Origin of the sequence: uncultured Martelella sp. (genome assembly GCF_963677965.2) — a bacterium.
GTDB classification, from domain to species: domain Bacteria; phylum Pseudomonadota; class Alphaproteobacteria; order Rhizobiales; family Rhizobiaceae; genus Martelella; species Martelella mangrovi.
This window is the reverse complement of sequence record NZ_CAXXFM010000002.1, coordinates 135,386-148,219: the sequence shown is the minus strand read 5'-3', so window position 1 is coordinate 148,219 and position 12,834 is coordinate 135,386. Positions and strand designations below refer to the sequence as shown.

Sequence of the window (12,834 nt, the reverse complement as noted above, 5' to 3'; positions counted from 1 at the left end):
CTATCCCTCTCCCGCAAGCCGCGCCCTGAGAATATCGCGCGCCTCGGCCAGCAATTCCTGTTCGCCGGCCCCCAAGAGCGGCTCTCCGGGCGCAGCACCACCCGGAAGCTTGCGGCCGATTTCCGCGATCATGTCCTCGACAGCCAGTGTCTGGCCGGACGCGATGTCGCGCACCAGAGCGTCGATATCGACCATCAGCTCGGTTTCGGCTGCCGGCGCTTCGGCATCTGTGGTATCGACGTCGATCACCAGCTTTTCAAGCCAGAGCTCGGCATGAATGCGGTGACAGGCAGCCTGCACATCATCGCGCCACTGTGAGCGCGCAGCCTTGATGCGCTCTGCCGCCGGGTGCCGGCCCGAAAGCGTGACCCTCAGCGCTACGGGACGCTCATCGGCCGTTTCGGCGAATGGCAACAGCGCGGCCTCGATGGCCGCCGGAATGGCGCCATCTGCCATCTCAGGGTCCAGCGGAACGTCCACCGTTTCGAACCGGGCGCAATCGAGCATGATCCGCTCATAGCGCGGGCGATCGTCTTCGACAGTGACCAGAACCACCCCTTTCGGGCCGGTCTCGCGAATATTGCGGCCCTGCAGATTGCCGGGATAGATGACCGGCGGATCGGTGGAGACCGCCTCGAAGGCGTGAACATGGCCAAGCGCCCAGTAGTCATAGCCACGCGCGGCGAGATCGGCGACAGAACACGGCGCGTAGACGGCGTGCGGCGGCCGGCCGGAAAGCGAGGTGTGCAGCACGCCGATGTTGAAATGGCCCGGTAAAGCGGCAGGATAGGAAAGCGCCAGATTGTCGGCCGCCACGCGCTCGGCAAAGCCCTGGCCGTGCAGCGCCACTTTCAGGTCATCCAGCACGAAGGTTTGCGGCTTGCGGGTGGAAAATTCGTGGACGCCTTCGGGCATCGCGATCGTGCGGGTAACGATGCTTTCGGCATCATGATTGCCGCGCAGGAAATAGACCGGGATGCCGGCGCGCGACAGGCGGGCGATCTCGCGATTGAAGAACAGGCCGATATGATTGTCCTTCCAGGCGCCGTCATAGACATCGCCGGCGATCACCAGAAAATCGACCTTTTCGGCCAGCGCATATTCGATCAGGGCGGAAAAAGCGGCGCGTCCGGCGGCGGCAAAGCGTTCCGCCATCTGCCGGTCCTTCAGCATCAGCCCGGAAAGCGGGCTTCCCAGATGCAGATCGGCGGCGTGTATGAAGCGGAACGAAGTCACAAATCGCATTTCCCTGTTTTTTCTTCGGTCTTCGAGGGGTAAAAGACCCGGGGAGAGCATTTCAAGCATAAAAGCGCCAGCCCGGCGCTTTGTCCTGTCTGCATCATTCGGGCAGGAATCAGAAATCAACCGGAGGAACGCATGCATTATCACAATTTCGGCCGCACCGGACGCCCCGTCTCCAATATCGGATTCGGCGCCTGGCAGATCGGCGGTTCATGGGGGTCGGTCAGCGAGGAGGACGGCCGCGCCGCGCTCAGCGCCGCACTCGACGCCGGCATCAATTTCATCGACACGGCCGATGTCTACGGCGACGGGCGCTCGGAAAAGATCATCGCCGATGTGCTTTCGGGCCGCGGCGGCGAGAAGCCCTTCGTGGCCACCAAGGCCGGGCGGCGGCTCGATCCGCATACGGTTGAAGGCTACAACCGCGAAAACCTCGAAGGCTTCATCGACCGCAGCCTGAAGAACCTGAAAATGGAACGGCTCGATCTGGTGCAGCTTCACTGCCCGCCGACCGAGGCCTTCTACCGGCCGGAGGTGTTCGAAGCGCTTGAGGCGATCAAGGCCAAGGGCAAGATCGCCAATTACGGCGTCAGCGTCGAAAAGGTCGAGGAAGCGCTGAAGGCAATCGAATATCCGGGCGTCACCAGTGTCCAGATCATCTACAACATCTTCCGCCAGCGCCCGGCATCCCTGTTCCTGCCCGAGGCGAAACGGAAAAATGTCGCCGTGATCGTGCGCGTGCCGCTGGCATCCGGCCTGCTTTCCGGCAAGATCACCCGCGATACCCGGTTCGACAAGGAAGACCACCGCAATTTCAACCGTTCGGGCGAGGCTTTCGATGTTGGCGAGACCTTTGCCGGCGTGCCCTTCGAGATCGCGCTCGACGCGGTGGAAGAAGTACGCAAGCACGTGCCCGGCGGCGAAACCATGGCAGCCTTCGCGCTGCGCTGGATCCTGATGAACGAGGCCGTCACCGTTGCCATTCCCGGTGCCCGCAATGCCGAACAGGCCAAGGGCAATGCGCGCGCCTCCGACCTTCCGGTGATCGGCGACGATGTGATGGAGGCAATGGCGGAAATCTACCGCAACCGCATCGCCCCCCATGTTCATCAGCGCTGGTAGGATAGCCGAAAAGGGGCGGCGCACGAATGCACTGCCTCAGCTTGTGGACAAAGCCTGCACCACCCTCTCAGCGTCACCCTCGGGCTTGACCCGAGGGTCCAACCACGTCGCGATGCAACAGGCGTATCGGTATAAATATTGGGCTCAAACAGATCATTACAAAAAGCCCACCTCGCTCGTGTGGCGAGGTGATTAGATCCTCGGGTCAAGCCCGAGGATGACGCCCGTAAAAGGGAAAGGTTTGTCAGCAGCCCGAGGCGGCGCACCAAATGCCCCGCCCCTCTTGTTCATTGCCGTTGCGCGAACCGCTCCGCTTAGCCCGCTTCGCTCACCCGGGTCAGCGCCGTGGCAAGCTGTTCGCGCTGTTTCTGCAGCTCGGCAAAACGCTCTCGCTCGGTTGCGACGACCTCCGGATCGGCGTTGGCGATGAATTTCTCGTTGCCGAGCTTCTTGGACGAACGATCGATATCCTTGTCGACCTTGCCGATGGCCTTTTCCAGGCGCGCGGTTTCGGCGGAAACGTCGATCAGGCTGCCGAGCGGAATGCAGGCCGTTGCCTCACCGACGATCACCTGGGCGGCCCCCTTGGGCGCAATTTTTTCGAAATCGAGCGAATCGACGCGGGCGAGACGCTCGATTGCCGGATAATGGCGGGCGCTGCGTTCGCGGGTCGTGGCATTCGCGCCGACGAAGATCAGCGGGGCCTTGGCCGACGGCGGCACGTTCATTTCCGAGCGCGCGGAGCGGATGCCCGACACGAGATCGACAAGCCAGTTGATCTCGTCGGCGGCCTCGTCGTCGCGGTAGAGCGGCACATGCCAATCGGCATGGCAAAGCAGCCCCTCGCCGCCGATCTGGGCCCACAATTCCTCGGTCATGAACGGCATGAACGGATGCAGGAGCTTGTAGGTCTCGGCAAGAACATAGCCGACACAGGCCTGCGCTTCCGCCTTGGCGCCTTCATCCTCGCCCATGAAGACCGGCTTCAGCAGTTCCAGATACCAGTCGCAGAGTTCGTGCCAGACGAAGTGATAGAGGGCGCCGGCCGCCTCGTTGAAACGATAGGCCTCGGTGGCCCGGGTCACCTCTTCCGCGGTCTTCGAAAGTTCGGTCAGGATCCAGCGGTTGATGGTCTGGCCGGCGCTGTCCGGGCGGAAGGCGCTGTCGAGCCTCATGCCGTTCATCTCGGCAAAGCGGGTGGCGTTCCACAGCTTGGTGCCGAAATTGCGATAACCGGCAATGCGGCTCTCATCGAGCTTCACGTCACGGCCCTGCGCCGCCATGATGGCGAGCGTGAAGCGCAGTGCGTCGGCGCCGTATTCATCGATCAGGTCGAGCGGATTGATGACGTTGCCTTTCGACTTCGACATCTTCTGCCCGTTCTTGTCGCGCACCAGGGCGTGCATGTAGACGGTATGGAACGGCTCGACCGGATTGCCGTCTTCATCCTTCATGAAATGCAGGCCCATCATCATCATGCGGGCGATCCAGAAGAAGATCAGATCGAAACCGGTGATCAGAACGGAGGTCGGATAGTAACGGGCAAGCTCCGGCGTTTCCTCAGGCCAGCCCATGGTCGAAAACGGCCACAGCGCGGATGAGAACCAGGTGTCGAGCACATCCTCGTCACGGGTGAGAATATTGCCGGGTTCGAAATTTTCCAGCTGTTCCTCGACCCAGGCCTTCCAGGGCCCTTCATGCGAGATGTAATGCTGGATGGCCGCTTCCAGCGCCTCTTCCTCGGTCTTTTCGACGAAGACGGAACCATCCGGGCCATACCATGCGGGGATCTGGTGGCCCCACCACAGCTGACGCGAAATGCACCAGGGCTCGATATTTTCCAGCCAGCCGAAATAGGTCTTTTCCCAGTTCTGCGGCACGATCTTGGTGCGCCCCTCGCGCACCGAGGCGATTGCCGGTTCGGCCAGCGTCTTGGCATCGGCAAACCACTGGTCCGTCAGCATCGGCTCGATAACCACGCCGGAACGGTCGCCAAAGGGCTGCATGATCTTCTTGTTCTCGACGAAGGGAACATCATTGCCCTCGTCATCCTTGACGGTGACCGCAAGGCCTTCCGCCGTGATCGCATCGACAATGCGCTTGCGTGCCGTATAGCGGTCGAGGCCGCGATATTCATCGGGAACGAGGTTGATATCGTCGACCTCGGCTTCGCCCGGCAGTTCGCCCGATTTTGCGATCTCCATGGCCTGCCCGGCGCACCGCGCATAGGGCTCGCCATCGGTGCGCATTTCAGCCTGTTCGTTCATCAGACGGTAAAGCGGTATATGGTTGCGGCGGGCGACCTGATAGTCGTTGAAATCATGCGCGCCGGTGATCTTGACCGCGCCGGAACCGAAATCCGGGTCCGGATATTCGTCGGTGATGATCGGAATCAGGCGGCGATTCTGCTTGGGTCCGACCGGAATTTCACAGAATTTTCCGACAATTGCCGCATACCGTTCATCAGACGGGTGAACCGCAACCGCGCCGTCGCCAAGCATGGTTTCCGGTCGCGTCGTGGCAATCGAGATATAGTTCCGCTCTTCCTCGAGAACAACGTTTCCGTCCTCGTCCTTCTCGACATAGGTATAGGTTTCGCCGTCGGCCAGCGGGTATTTGAAATGCCACATATGGCCGTCGACTTCCTTGTTCTCGACTTCGAGATCGGAAATCGCGGTTTCAAACTGCGGGTCCCAGTTGACGAGGCGCTTGCCGCGGTAGATCAGCCCGTGCTTGTAGAGCGAGACGAAGACTTCCAGAACAGCTTCGGACAGCCCTTCATCCATGGTGAAGCGCTCGCGCGACCAGTCGCAGGAGGCGCCAAGACGTTTCAGCTGGTTGAGGATCTGACCGCCGGATTCGTCCTTCCACTCCCAGACCTTCTCGATAAACGCCTCGCGGCCAAGTTCGCGCCGCCCGGGCAGCTGCTTTTCCATCAACTGGCGTTCGACAACCATCTGCGTGGCGATACCGGCATGGTCCATGCCCGGCTGCCACAGCGTATCCTTGCCGCGCATGCGTTCGAAGCGGGTCAGAATATCCTGCAGGGTATTATTGAGCGCGTGGCCCATATGCAGCGAGCCGGTCACGTTCGGCGGCGGGATCACAATGCTGAAAGACTCCGCCCCCGGCTTTGCATTGGCGCCTGCACGGAAAGCATTCTGCTCTTCCCAGCGGCGTGCGATCTTGGGTTCGACACTCTTGGCGTCATAAGTCTTTTCAAGCATTTCTGTGCCAATTCCTGCTTTGAAAGAATGATCGGACCGGGACCCGAACGAAGGGCGACCAACCGTCTTTCCGTTATCTTCCGGCCCTTTTATTCAGCCGGTCCGGGGCCGGTTTACGGCCAGATGTTGTTAAGCGTTTGGCGCAAAGCCTGTCAACAACAAAGCCGCCCCGAAGGAGGCGGCCTTAATGGCATATTGTGCCGGCGACGAATATAACCAGCGACCGGCCGAGATCAGTGCTTGGCGGTGCGCATACGCTCAAGCTCGCGCGCAACCGCATTTTCGACGATCGACGGCATGTGCGTTTCAAGCCATTGGCTCAACAGCGGGCGCAGTTCTTCGGCGACAATCTCTTCGATGCCGCGGGCGCCTTCACGCTCAAGCGCGGTGGACAATTCGCGCAGCGCTTCGGAAATACGCACTTCGGATTCACCGGACAGCAGAGGCGCGTCATTGCTTACCGCGCTGTCGTCCGTCTCGGCTTCGTGGATCTGGCCGCTTGCTTCGCGCACCTGGCGGGCCACTTCACCCATCGTTCCCGGATAGACCGCCTGAAAAGGCTGCTCTGCCGCCGTTTCCTCGACGGCATCATGCGCGGCCTGTTGCTCTGCTTCGCCGTAGACCTGCTGTTCGGCTTCATGCGGCGCAAACTGCGTCGGTTCCGGCGACTGCGGCTCTTCGGGGGTAACCGGTTCACCGGCCGCATGATGACGTGAAACAATCACAGGCTCATGCACAGGCTGTTCTTCGCGCTGATACCAGCTTTCGTCCATCTGGTCGTGCGACTGCGGTGCATCGTCACTGCCGGCCAGATCGGGACCGGCATCACGCGGCTGCGAGGAACGGTATCCGGGCGAGCGTCCGGCATCTTCACCACTGTCGATAATCCGACGGATGGACGCCAGAATTTCTTCCATTGATGGTTCCTGCTGCAACTTCGGCTGCGCCATGACAAACCTTTCCGCGCGCTTATGCGAATTTCTCGTCGTTCCGAATCATACCTGACGATAGACCAATTCCAACACCTATCCCCTTTGAAAACATCGTGTTTTCAGTATCGTACACAGTTTTTTAAAGGGATGCGGACGATCTGCGGGCTGTGCCTAGAACTCGAAAGCCTTTTCGCGGGTAAAGCCCGGCAGCGGCTTGACGGCCGCATTGAAGGACAGGAGCTCGGAAAACACATCGCCATCCCGGCGACAGACCTTGGCGCGCGCAGCATTGCCGGCCCCCTCGACGCAGACCAGCCGGCCACCGTCGCGCAACTGCTCAAGCAGTGTTTCAGGAACGTATTCCACCGCACCGTTGACGAAAATCACGTCATAGGGCGCTTCGGAGGGATAGCCGGCTGTCAGCTCGCCGACAACGACAGCGGCATTGTCATAGCCCAGTTCGATGAAGTTCTCGCTTGCCGAATGCACCAGCTCCTCGTCGCTGTCGATGCCGACAACGGACTGGGCCAGAAGCGAAAGAATGGCAGCCGCATAGCCCTCGCCCGCACCAACCACGAGGACGACATCGCTCTTCGACACTTCGACAAGCTGAATCAGCTTTGCCAGCGGAGAAGGCTCCATCATGTAGCGGGCCGGCCCTTCGGCGGTGGCGGGCTTTACCTGAATATCCTCGTCGATATAGGCAAGCGGCTTCAGCGCTGCCGGCAGGAATGCCTCACGCGGGACCGAAAGAAATGCAGAGATAACCGGGTGTGCTGTCACATCGGTGGTGCGGATCTGACACTCCACCATCTTCTCACGGGCCGTTTCGAAATTCATCATTGCCATCAACCTCACAGTGCGTTTTCGCGGGCCGTTCAAAGCCGCGGACCGGTAAAAGGGACAGTCACCCAGCCCTTGGTGTTTTACTTAAATGAGCCGACGGTCCATGGCAAGATGCGAGTGGACCCGTTCACCAAATTGGAGGAAGGCAGCCCGGGCGCCGGTCAGCGCACAGGCCACAAAACAGATTGGCAGATGGCAATCACCAATACGAACCGCCCTCAAGGACGTCCGGCCTTACCTGATGTCGGCGGCCAGCGGAATCGCTGTCTGTGCGCCGGCCTTGAGGCAGGCCAGCGAACCGGCGACAGCCGCGCGATGCATGGCATCGGAAAGCGGCAATCCGGCATCGAGACCGGCCGCCAAGTAACCACAGAACGTATCCCCGGCCCCCACGGTGTCAACCGGTTCGATGGCAAGGCCTGGCGCGGAGAAGAACCGACCGTTTTCGATGGCGATTGCCCCTTCCCCGCCCAGCGTCACGACGAAGGTCTGCCCGGTCTCGGCATGAAGTGCTGCAAGCGTTGTGCGGCGGGCTTCAGCGTCCCTGATTTCGGTTCCGGCCAACAGCTCAAACTCGGTTTCATTGGCGACGACGATATCGGCCATACGGCCGAGACGGACAGCATCCTCCGTCAGGGGCGCGACATTGAGAATGCTGCGCACGCCGCGTTCACGGGCGCAGTTGAGCGCCCGTTCCACGGCAATGGCAGGAATTTCGAGCTGCAGCATCACGGTATCGCCCGGCGTCATCTCCGCAATGGCGTCCTCGGCCCGTTGCGCCTGCAGCGTGCCATTGGCGCCGGGGACGACGGTAATCATGTTTTCGCCGTCGCCGCCAACGAGGATGACCGCGATACCGGTCGTCCCGCCCACCGTTTCGACGCCGCCAAGATCGACACCGCCTTCACGCAGCAGCGCAAGCGCCGGCTCGGCAAAATCATCATCTCCGACCGCACCGGCCATCCGGACATGCGCTCCGGCCCGGCATGCCGCCAGCGCCTGAACATCGGGATGCATCATCTGCGGCAATGACGCCCTCGCCTTCGGTGCGCTGATCGAAGCCAGGGCCATGGGCATAGCTGTGCCGCAAACCCTTTCGATCACCGGCTTCGATGACGTGCCCATGGCCGCCTTCACGGACCCGCCGCTGACAACGATGTCCGTCGACAACGCGGCAATCGGCAGGGCCGCGGCCGATTACCTGCTCGCCCGCCTGCAGGGCGGCGAACTGGAAAAACCGGGACCGCTAGCAACCACATTGATCGAACGCCAGTCGACCGGCCCGGTCGCGTAACGCCACGCAACTGCTACTTGGTTTTATGCCGGACCACCCAGGACGTGTTTTCTTGAAATCCCAGTCCGGTTGACCAGCCTATCCGCCCGCGCTCGATACTGCAGGCATCAAGACCCGCGTGGCGCCGTCCGCGCCGGCGCGGACAGTTGCAGGATAGCGAATCTGACAATCCTCGGATCGACCGCATGAATGCACGATCGCAGGCGTAGAAGCCTTGCACTGGAAATCGCTGAAAAAGGAATCAATCGAAGCCACAGCTTCCAGCGCACGACGTGCGCAACGACCTTGCGGAACTGCTGATGAAACTCGGGATCAGCCAGTATGGACTGATGGCGATTCCCGATCATTGCGAGGCCAGGATGAGCAAACTCCACAGCCGTCGCGCCGACCGCCGAAAAATCTCAACCGAAACCACCTGCCCCACATGGCATGTGGTGGGCCAGTTTCGATGCCAAAAATATGATTCTAACGCATTTTATTTGAAAAATGGTGCGGTCGAGAAGACTCGAACTTCCACGGGTTGCCCCACAGCGACCTCAACGCTGCGCGTCTACCAATTCCGCCACGACCGCATCGTGGTAGAGGCCGGTTTGTGCCGGCGCCGCTGCATGTAGCAAAAGCCTCATCACCGCACAAGCGCCTGTTACCGTTTTTTTTCATTTCTTCGGGAGAAACTTTCAAAGACCGTGCAGCGCCTTGCCGTCACCGGCGCTTTCGCCTTGCCGCCTATCGCGAAATCTGCAAGGAGAAGCGCAAAGGATGAACCGATGGAACGACGCGAAATCAATTTTCTCATGCATGCCGAGCCCGGTTCGCCGCCGGTCAGATGGCGTCTGTCGGACGGGCTTGTGCCCTACCCGCAAGCGCTTTCCGTGATGGAACGCGAAGTCGATCTGATAGCGCGCGGCGAAGCCGACGAGCTTGTCTGGCTGGTCGAACACCCGCCGCTTTATACCGCAGGCACCAGCGCCGTGCGCCAGGACCTGCTGGCCCCCGACCGGTTTCCGGTTTACGAGACCGGACGCGGCGGCGAATACACCTATCACGGTCCCGGACAGCGCGTTGCCTATCTGATGCTCGATCTGAAACGCCGCCGGCGCGATGTGCGCGCCTTCGTCGCCGCCATCGAGGAGACCATCATCAAGACGCTTGATTCGATGAATGTGCGCGGAGAGCGGCGCGAGGACCGGGTCGGAGTCTGGGTCCGCCGCCCCGAACGCCCGCCTCTGCCCGACGGCACGCCGGCGGAAGACAAGATTGCCGCGATCGGCATCCGGTTGCGCCACTGGGTGAGTTTTCACGGCCTGTCGATCAATGTCGAGCCGGAACTGGAACATTTCGGTGGCATCGTGCCGTGCGGCATTGCCGGCTACGGCGTCACCAGCCTGGTCGATCTCGGCCTGCCGGTGACGATGGAAGATGTCGATATCTGTCTTAGAAAAGCGTTCGAAGAGGTTTTCGGCGAAACAGTCGTCACGTCGGAAACCGCATGAAGGCTCAGTGCAGCGTTCGGCCGCCTGTCACTGAAAACCCGAAAGCGCCGGGCAATCGTGGGTGCCGGATGGCATCCGGATAACGCCCGGCATACCCGACATGATTGACCTCGATAACGACGTCCTTGAGGCTGAAACTCTTCTGCCGGTGGCCTGAACCCGCCTTTTCGCAGTCACCCGCAATCAGCCAGAGCGGGCGCACCTTCAGCACGGATGCAATGCGCACCAGCCGTTCCAGCGAAGGTGCGGCGCGATCGCATTCCCAGTTCCTGAGCGTCTCTCGCGTGACCCCCAGACGCCCGGCCAGTTCCGCCGGGCTCATGCCAGCGCTTTCACGGGCGGCCAGCAGGCGCCCCCCGAGCGTATCATCGCCGTAAAGTTCGTCTTCAACCATTTTAGGCCTTTCCATCCCGTTCGGCATGCCGGTTTTTCCGGTTCTTGCCCCCTTCATAGCCAAAACCGGCGGAAAGTGCCAGTCATCACCGATCAGCAGGTCACCGAACAGTGAAATTTCCGGTCACCGATCCCTGGTATTATGCTTGCGGAGGTCGGGGCGGCCATGGCAAAGATTGATCGATAACAAAGGCGATTTTGGAGAAACACCAGATGGATGTGCGCGCAGCCGTAGCGGTCGAAGCAGGTAAACCGCTTGAAATCATGAATGTACAGCTCGAGGGCCCCAAGGCCGGAGAGGTTCTGATCGAAGTCAAGGCCACCGGCCTTTGCCATACGGACGATTTCACCCTGTCGGGCGCCGACCCGGAGGGGATTTTCCCGGCGATTCTCGGCCATGAGGGTGCCGGCGTCGTGGTCGATGTCGGCCCGGGCGTCACCTCGGTAAAGAAGGGCGACCATGTCATTCCGCTTTATACGCCGGAATGCCGCGAATGCCCGTCCTGCCTGTCGCGCAAGACCAATCTGTGCACGGCGATCCGCTCCACCCAGGGCCAGGGCCTGATGCCCGACGGCACCTCGCGGTTCTCGCTCGATGGCAAGCCGCTCTATCACTATATGGGCTGCTCCACCTTCGCGAACTTCACGGTTCTGCCGGAAATCGCGGTTGCCAAGATCAATCCCGACGCGCCCTTCGACAAGGTCTGCTATATCGGCTGCGGCGTCACCACCGGCGTTGGCGCGGTGATCAACACGGCACAGGTTGAAATCGGCGCAACGGCCATCGTCTTCGGCCTCGGCGGCATCGGCCTCAACGTCATTCAGGGCCTGCGCCTTGCCGGCGCCGACATGATCATCGGCGTCGACCTCAACAATGACAAGAAGGAATGGGGCGAACGCTTCGGCATGACCCATTTCGTCAACCCGAAAGAGGTCGGCGAGGATATCGTTCCCTACCTGATCAACCTCACCAAGCGCGGCAATGACACGATCGGCGGCGCGGATTACACCTTCGACTGCACCGGTAACACCACGGTCATGCGTCAGGCGCTGGAAAGCGCGCATCGCGGCTGGGGCAAGTCGGTGGTCATTGGCGTTGCCGGCGCGGGTCAGGAAATCTCCACTCGTCCGTTCCAGCTCGTCACCGGCCGCACCTGGATGGGCACGGCATTCGGCGGCGCACGCGGGCGCACCGACGTTCCGAAAATCGTCGACTGGTACATGGACGGCAAGATCGACATCGACCCGATGATCACGCATCTCCTGAAGCTCGAGGACATCAACAAGGGCTTCGACATGATGCACAGCGGTGAAAGCATCCGCTCGGTCGTCGTCTACTGATGTCGGATTACAGCGTCGATATCGCCCGCATGGAGGCTCTCACTGCGGGCGAATTCCACGACGTCGTAAAGCTGCGCGTCGATGTTTTCGTGGTGGAACAGAACTGCCCCTACCCCGAGATCGACGGCAAGGATCCGGAGGCGCTGCATATGCGCCTTCGCGACGATAACGGGCTTTTCGGCTATGCACGGCTGTTCGCACCGCCTGCGTCTTCCGGGCCGGCGCGTATCGGTCGCGTCATCGTTGCGCCATCTCACCGGGGGCAGAATATGGGGCGCGCGGTCATGCGGGAAGCTGTTACGGCCTGTGAAAAGCTCTGGCCCGACACAGCGATTTCCATTTCCGCGCAGGCGCATCTTCAGAATTTCTATGCAGGCTTCGGCTTTGTCGTCACGTCTGAAGAATATCTGGAAGACGGTATCCCGCATGTCGACATGCTGCGAAAGCCTGCGGCGGGAGCGGCTGCATGATTTACGTCGATGCCGACGCCTGCCCGGTTAAACCCGAAATCATCAAGGTCGCCGAGCGCCACGCGCTACCGGTGACCTTCGTCGCCAATTCCGGGCTGAGGCCCTCGCGCGACCCGATGATCAAGAACGTGATCGTCTCCGGCGCCTTCGATGCCGCCGACGACTGGATTGCCGAACGCGCTGCTTCCGGCGATATCGTGGTGACGGCGGATGTACCGCTGGCCGAACGCTGCGTTTCAACAGGCGCACTGGTGACGGGCCCGACCGGCCGGCTGTTCGACACCGCCAATATCGGCATGGCGCGGGCGATGCGCGACCTTGGCCAGCATTTGCGGGAAACCGGCGAAAGCAAGGGCTACAACGCCGCCTTTACGCCGCGTGACCGTTCCGCCTTTCTGCAAACCATGGAACGGCTTTGCCGGCAGGCGAAATCAATAAAGACATCAGACACGGACCAGACCTGAGGACTGAACC

The 12,834-nt window shown here is 61.0% G+C and carries 12 protein-coding genes and 1 tRNA gene; 6 read left to right on the top strand and 7 right to left on the bottom strand.

The genetic code is table 11. From position 1 onward, the window contains the following. The gene (locus ACHZCU_RS17965) at positions 1–1,245 is read right to left on the bottom strand and encodes a DNA repair exonuclease (RefSeq protein WP_319519943.1); all 1,245 of its coding nucleotides are present in this window, start codon (positions 1,243–1,245) and stop codon (positions 1–3) included. Positions 1,246–1,377: 132 nt separating this feature from the next. Between ACHZCU_RS17965 and ACHZCU_RS17960 the strand changes: the two genes are divergently transcribed. After that, positions 1,378–2,364 carry an aldo/keto reductase gene (locus ACHZCU_RS17960; protein WP_319519942.1) on the top strand — a complete coding sequence of 329 codons (987 nt, stop codon included), beginning with the start codon at positions 1,378–1,380 and terminating at the stop codon, positions 2,362–2,364. A gap of 314 nt (positions 2,365–2,678) precedes the next feature. On the opposite strand, the gene ACHZCU_RS17955 is transcribed toward ACHZCU_RS17960, so the two are convergent. From ACHZCU_RS17955 to ACHZCU_RS17940, 4 genes are all read right to left on the bottom strand, one after another. Then, positions 2,679–5,591: a valine--tRNA ligase gene (locus ACHZCU_RS17955; RefSeq protein ID WP_319519941.1), complete on the bottom strand. Its 2,913-nt coding sequence runs from the start codon at positions 5,589–5,591 to the stop codon at positions 2,679–2,681. 233 nt (positions 5,592–5,824) lie between these two features. Beyond that, positions 5,825–6,541: a DUF2497 domain-containing protein gene (locus ACHZCU_RS17950; RefSeq protein WP_319519940.1), complete on the bottom strand. Its 717-nt coding sequence runs from the start codon at positions 6,539–6,541 to the stop codon at positions 5,825–5,827. Between the two features lie 153 nt (positions 6,542–6,694). Continuing rightward, entirely contained in the window at positions 6,695–7,363 is a 669-nt protein-coding gene (locus ACHZCU_RS17945; protein WP_319520126.1) for a protein-L-isoaspartate O-methyltransferase, read from the bottom strand. Between the two features lie 240 nt (positions 7,364–7,603). Then, a complete protein-coding gene (locus tag ACHZCU_RS17940) occupies positions 7,604–8,440 on the bottom strand; it encodes a ribokinase (RefSeq protein WP_319519939.1) in 837 nt (278 codons plus the stop codon). Here ACHZCU_RS17940 and ACHZCU_RS17935 point away from each other — a divergent pair. Next, positions 8,439–8,663, top strand: coding sequence for a substrate-binding domain-containing protein (locus tag ACHZCU_RS17935; RefSeq protein ID WP_319519938.1), 225 nt, complete (start codon positions 8,439–8,441; stop codon positions 8,661–8,663). The genes ACHZCU_RS17940 and ACHZCU_RS17935 overlap by 2 nt on opposite strands. Before the next feature lie 487 nt (positions 8,664–9,150). On the opposite strand, the gene ACHZCU_RS17930 is transcribed toward ACHZCU_RS17935, so the two are convergent. Beyond that, positions 9,151–9,235, bottom strand: a tRNA-Leu gene (locus ACHZCU_RS17930). Between the two features lie 195 nt (positions 9,236–9,430). Here ACHZCU_RS17930 and lipB point away from each other — a divergent pair. Further along, positions 9,431–10,156, top strand: a complete 726-nt coding sequence (gene lipB / locus ACHZCU_RS17925; RefSeq protein WP_319519937.1) for a lipoyl(octanoyl) transferase LipB — start codon at positions 9,431–9,433, stop codon at positions 10,154–10,156. Between the two features lie 4 nt (positions 10,157–10,160). On the opposite strand, the gene ACHZCU_RS17920 is transcribed toward lipB, so the two are convergent. Continuing rightward, a complete protein-coding gene (locus ACHZCU_RS17920; protein WP_319519936.1) occupies positions 10,161–10,550 on the bottom strand; it encodes a helix-turn-helix transcriptional regulator in 390 nt (129 codons plus the stop codon). A gap of 212 nt (positions 10,551–10,762) precedes the next feature. On the opposite strand from ACHZCU_RS17920, the gene ACHZCU_RS17915 reads away from it, so the two are divergent. Genes ACHZCU_RS17915 through ACHZCU_RS17905 form a run of 3 tightly spaced genes read left to right on the top strand, consistent with a single transcriptional unit; the run spans position 10,763 to position 12,824 of the window. Further along, positions 10,763–11,890, top strand: a complete 1,128-nt coding sequence (locus ACHZCU_RS17915; protein ID WP_106310986.1) for an S-(hydroxymethyl)glutathione dehydrogenase/class III alcohol dehydrogenase — start codon at positions 10,763–10,765, stop codon at positions 11,888–11,890. Beyond that, on the top strand, positions 11,890–12,360 hold the full coding sequence (locus tag ACHZCU_RS17910; protein ID WP_319519935.1) for a GNAT family N-acetyltransferase: 471 nt from the start codon (positions 11,890–11,892) through the stop codon (positions 12,358–12,360). Before ACHZCU_RS17915 ends, ACHZCU_RS17910 begins: the two co-directional genes overlap by 1 nt. Then, positions 12,357–12,824, top strand: a complete 468-nt coding sequence (locus tag ACHZCU_RS17905; RefSeq protein ID WP_106310980.1) for a YaiI/YqxD family protein — start codon at positions 12,357–12,359, stop codon at positions 12,822–12,824. Before ACHZCU_RS17910 ends, ACHZCU_RS17905 begins: the two co-directional genes overlap by 4 nt. The last annotated feature ends 10 nt before the right edge of the window (positions 12,825–12,834 follow it).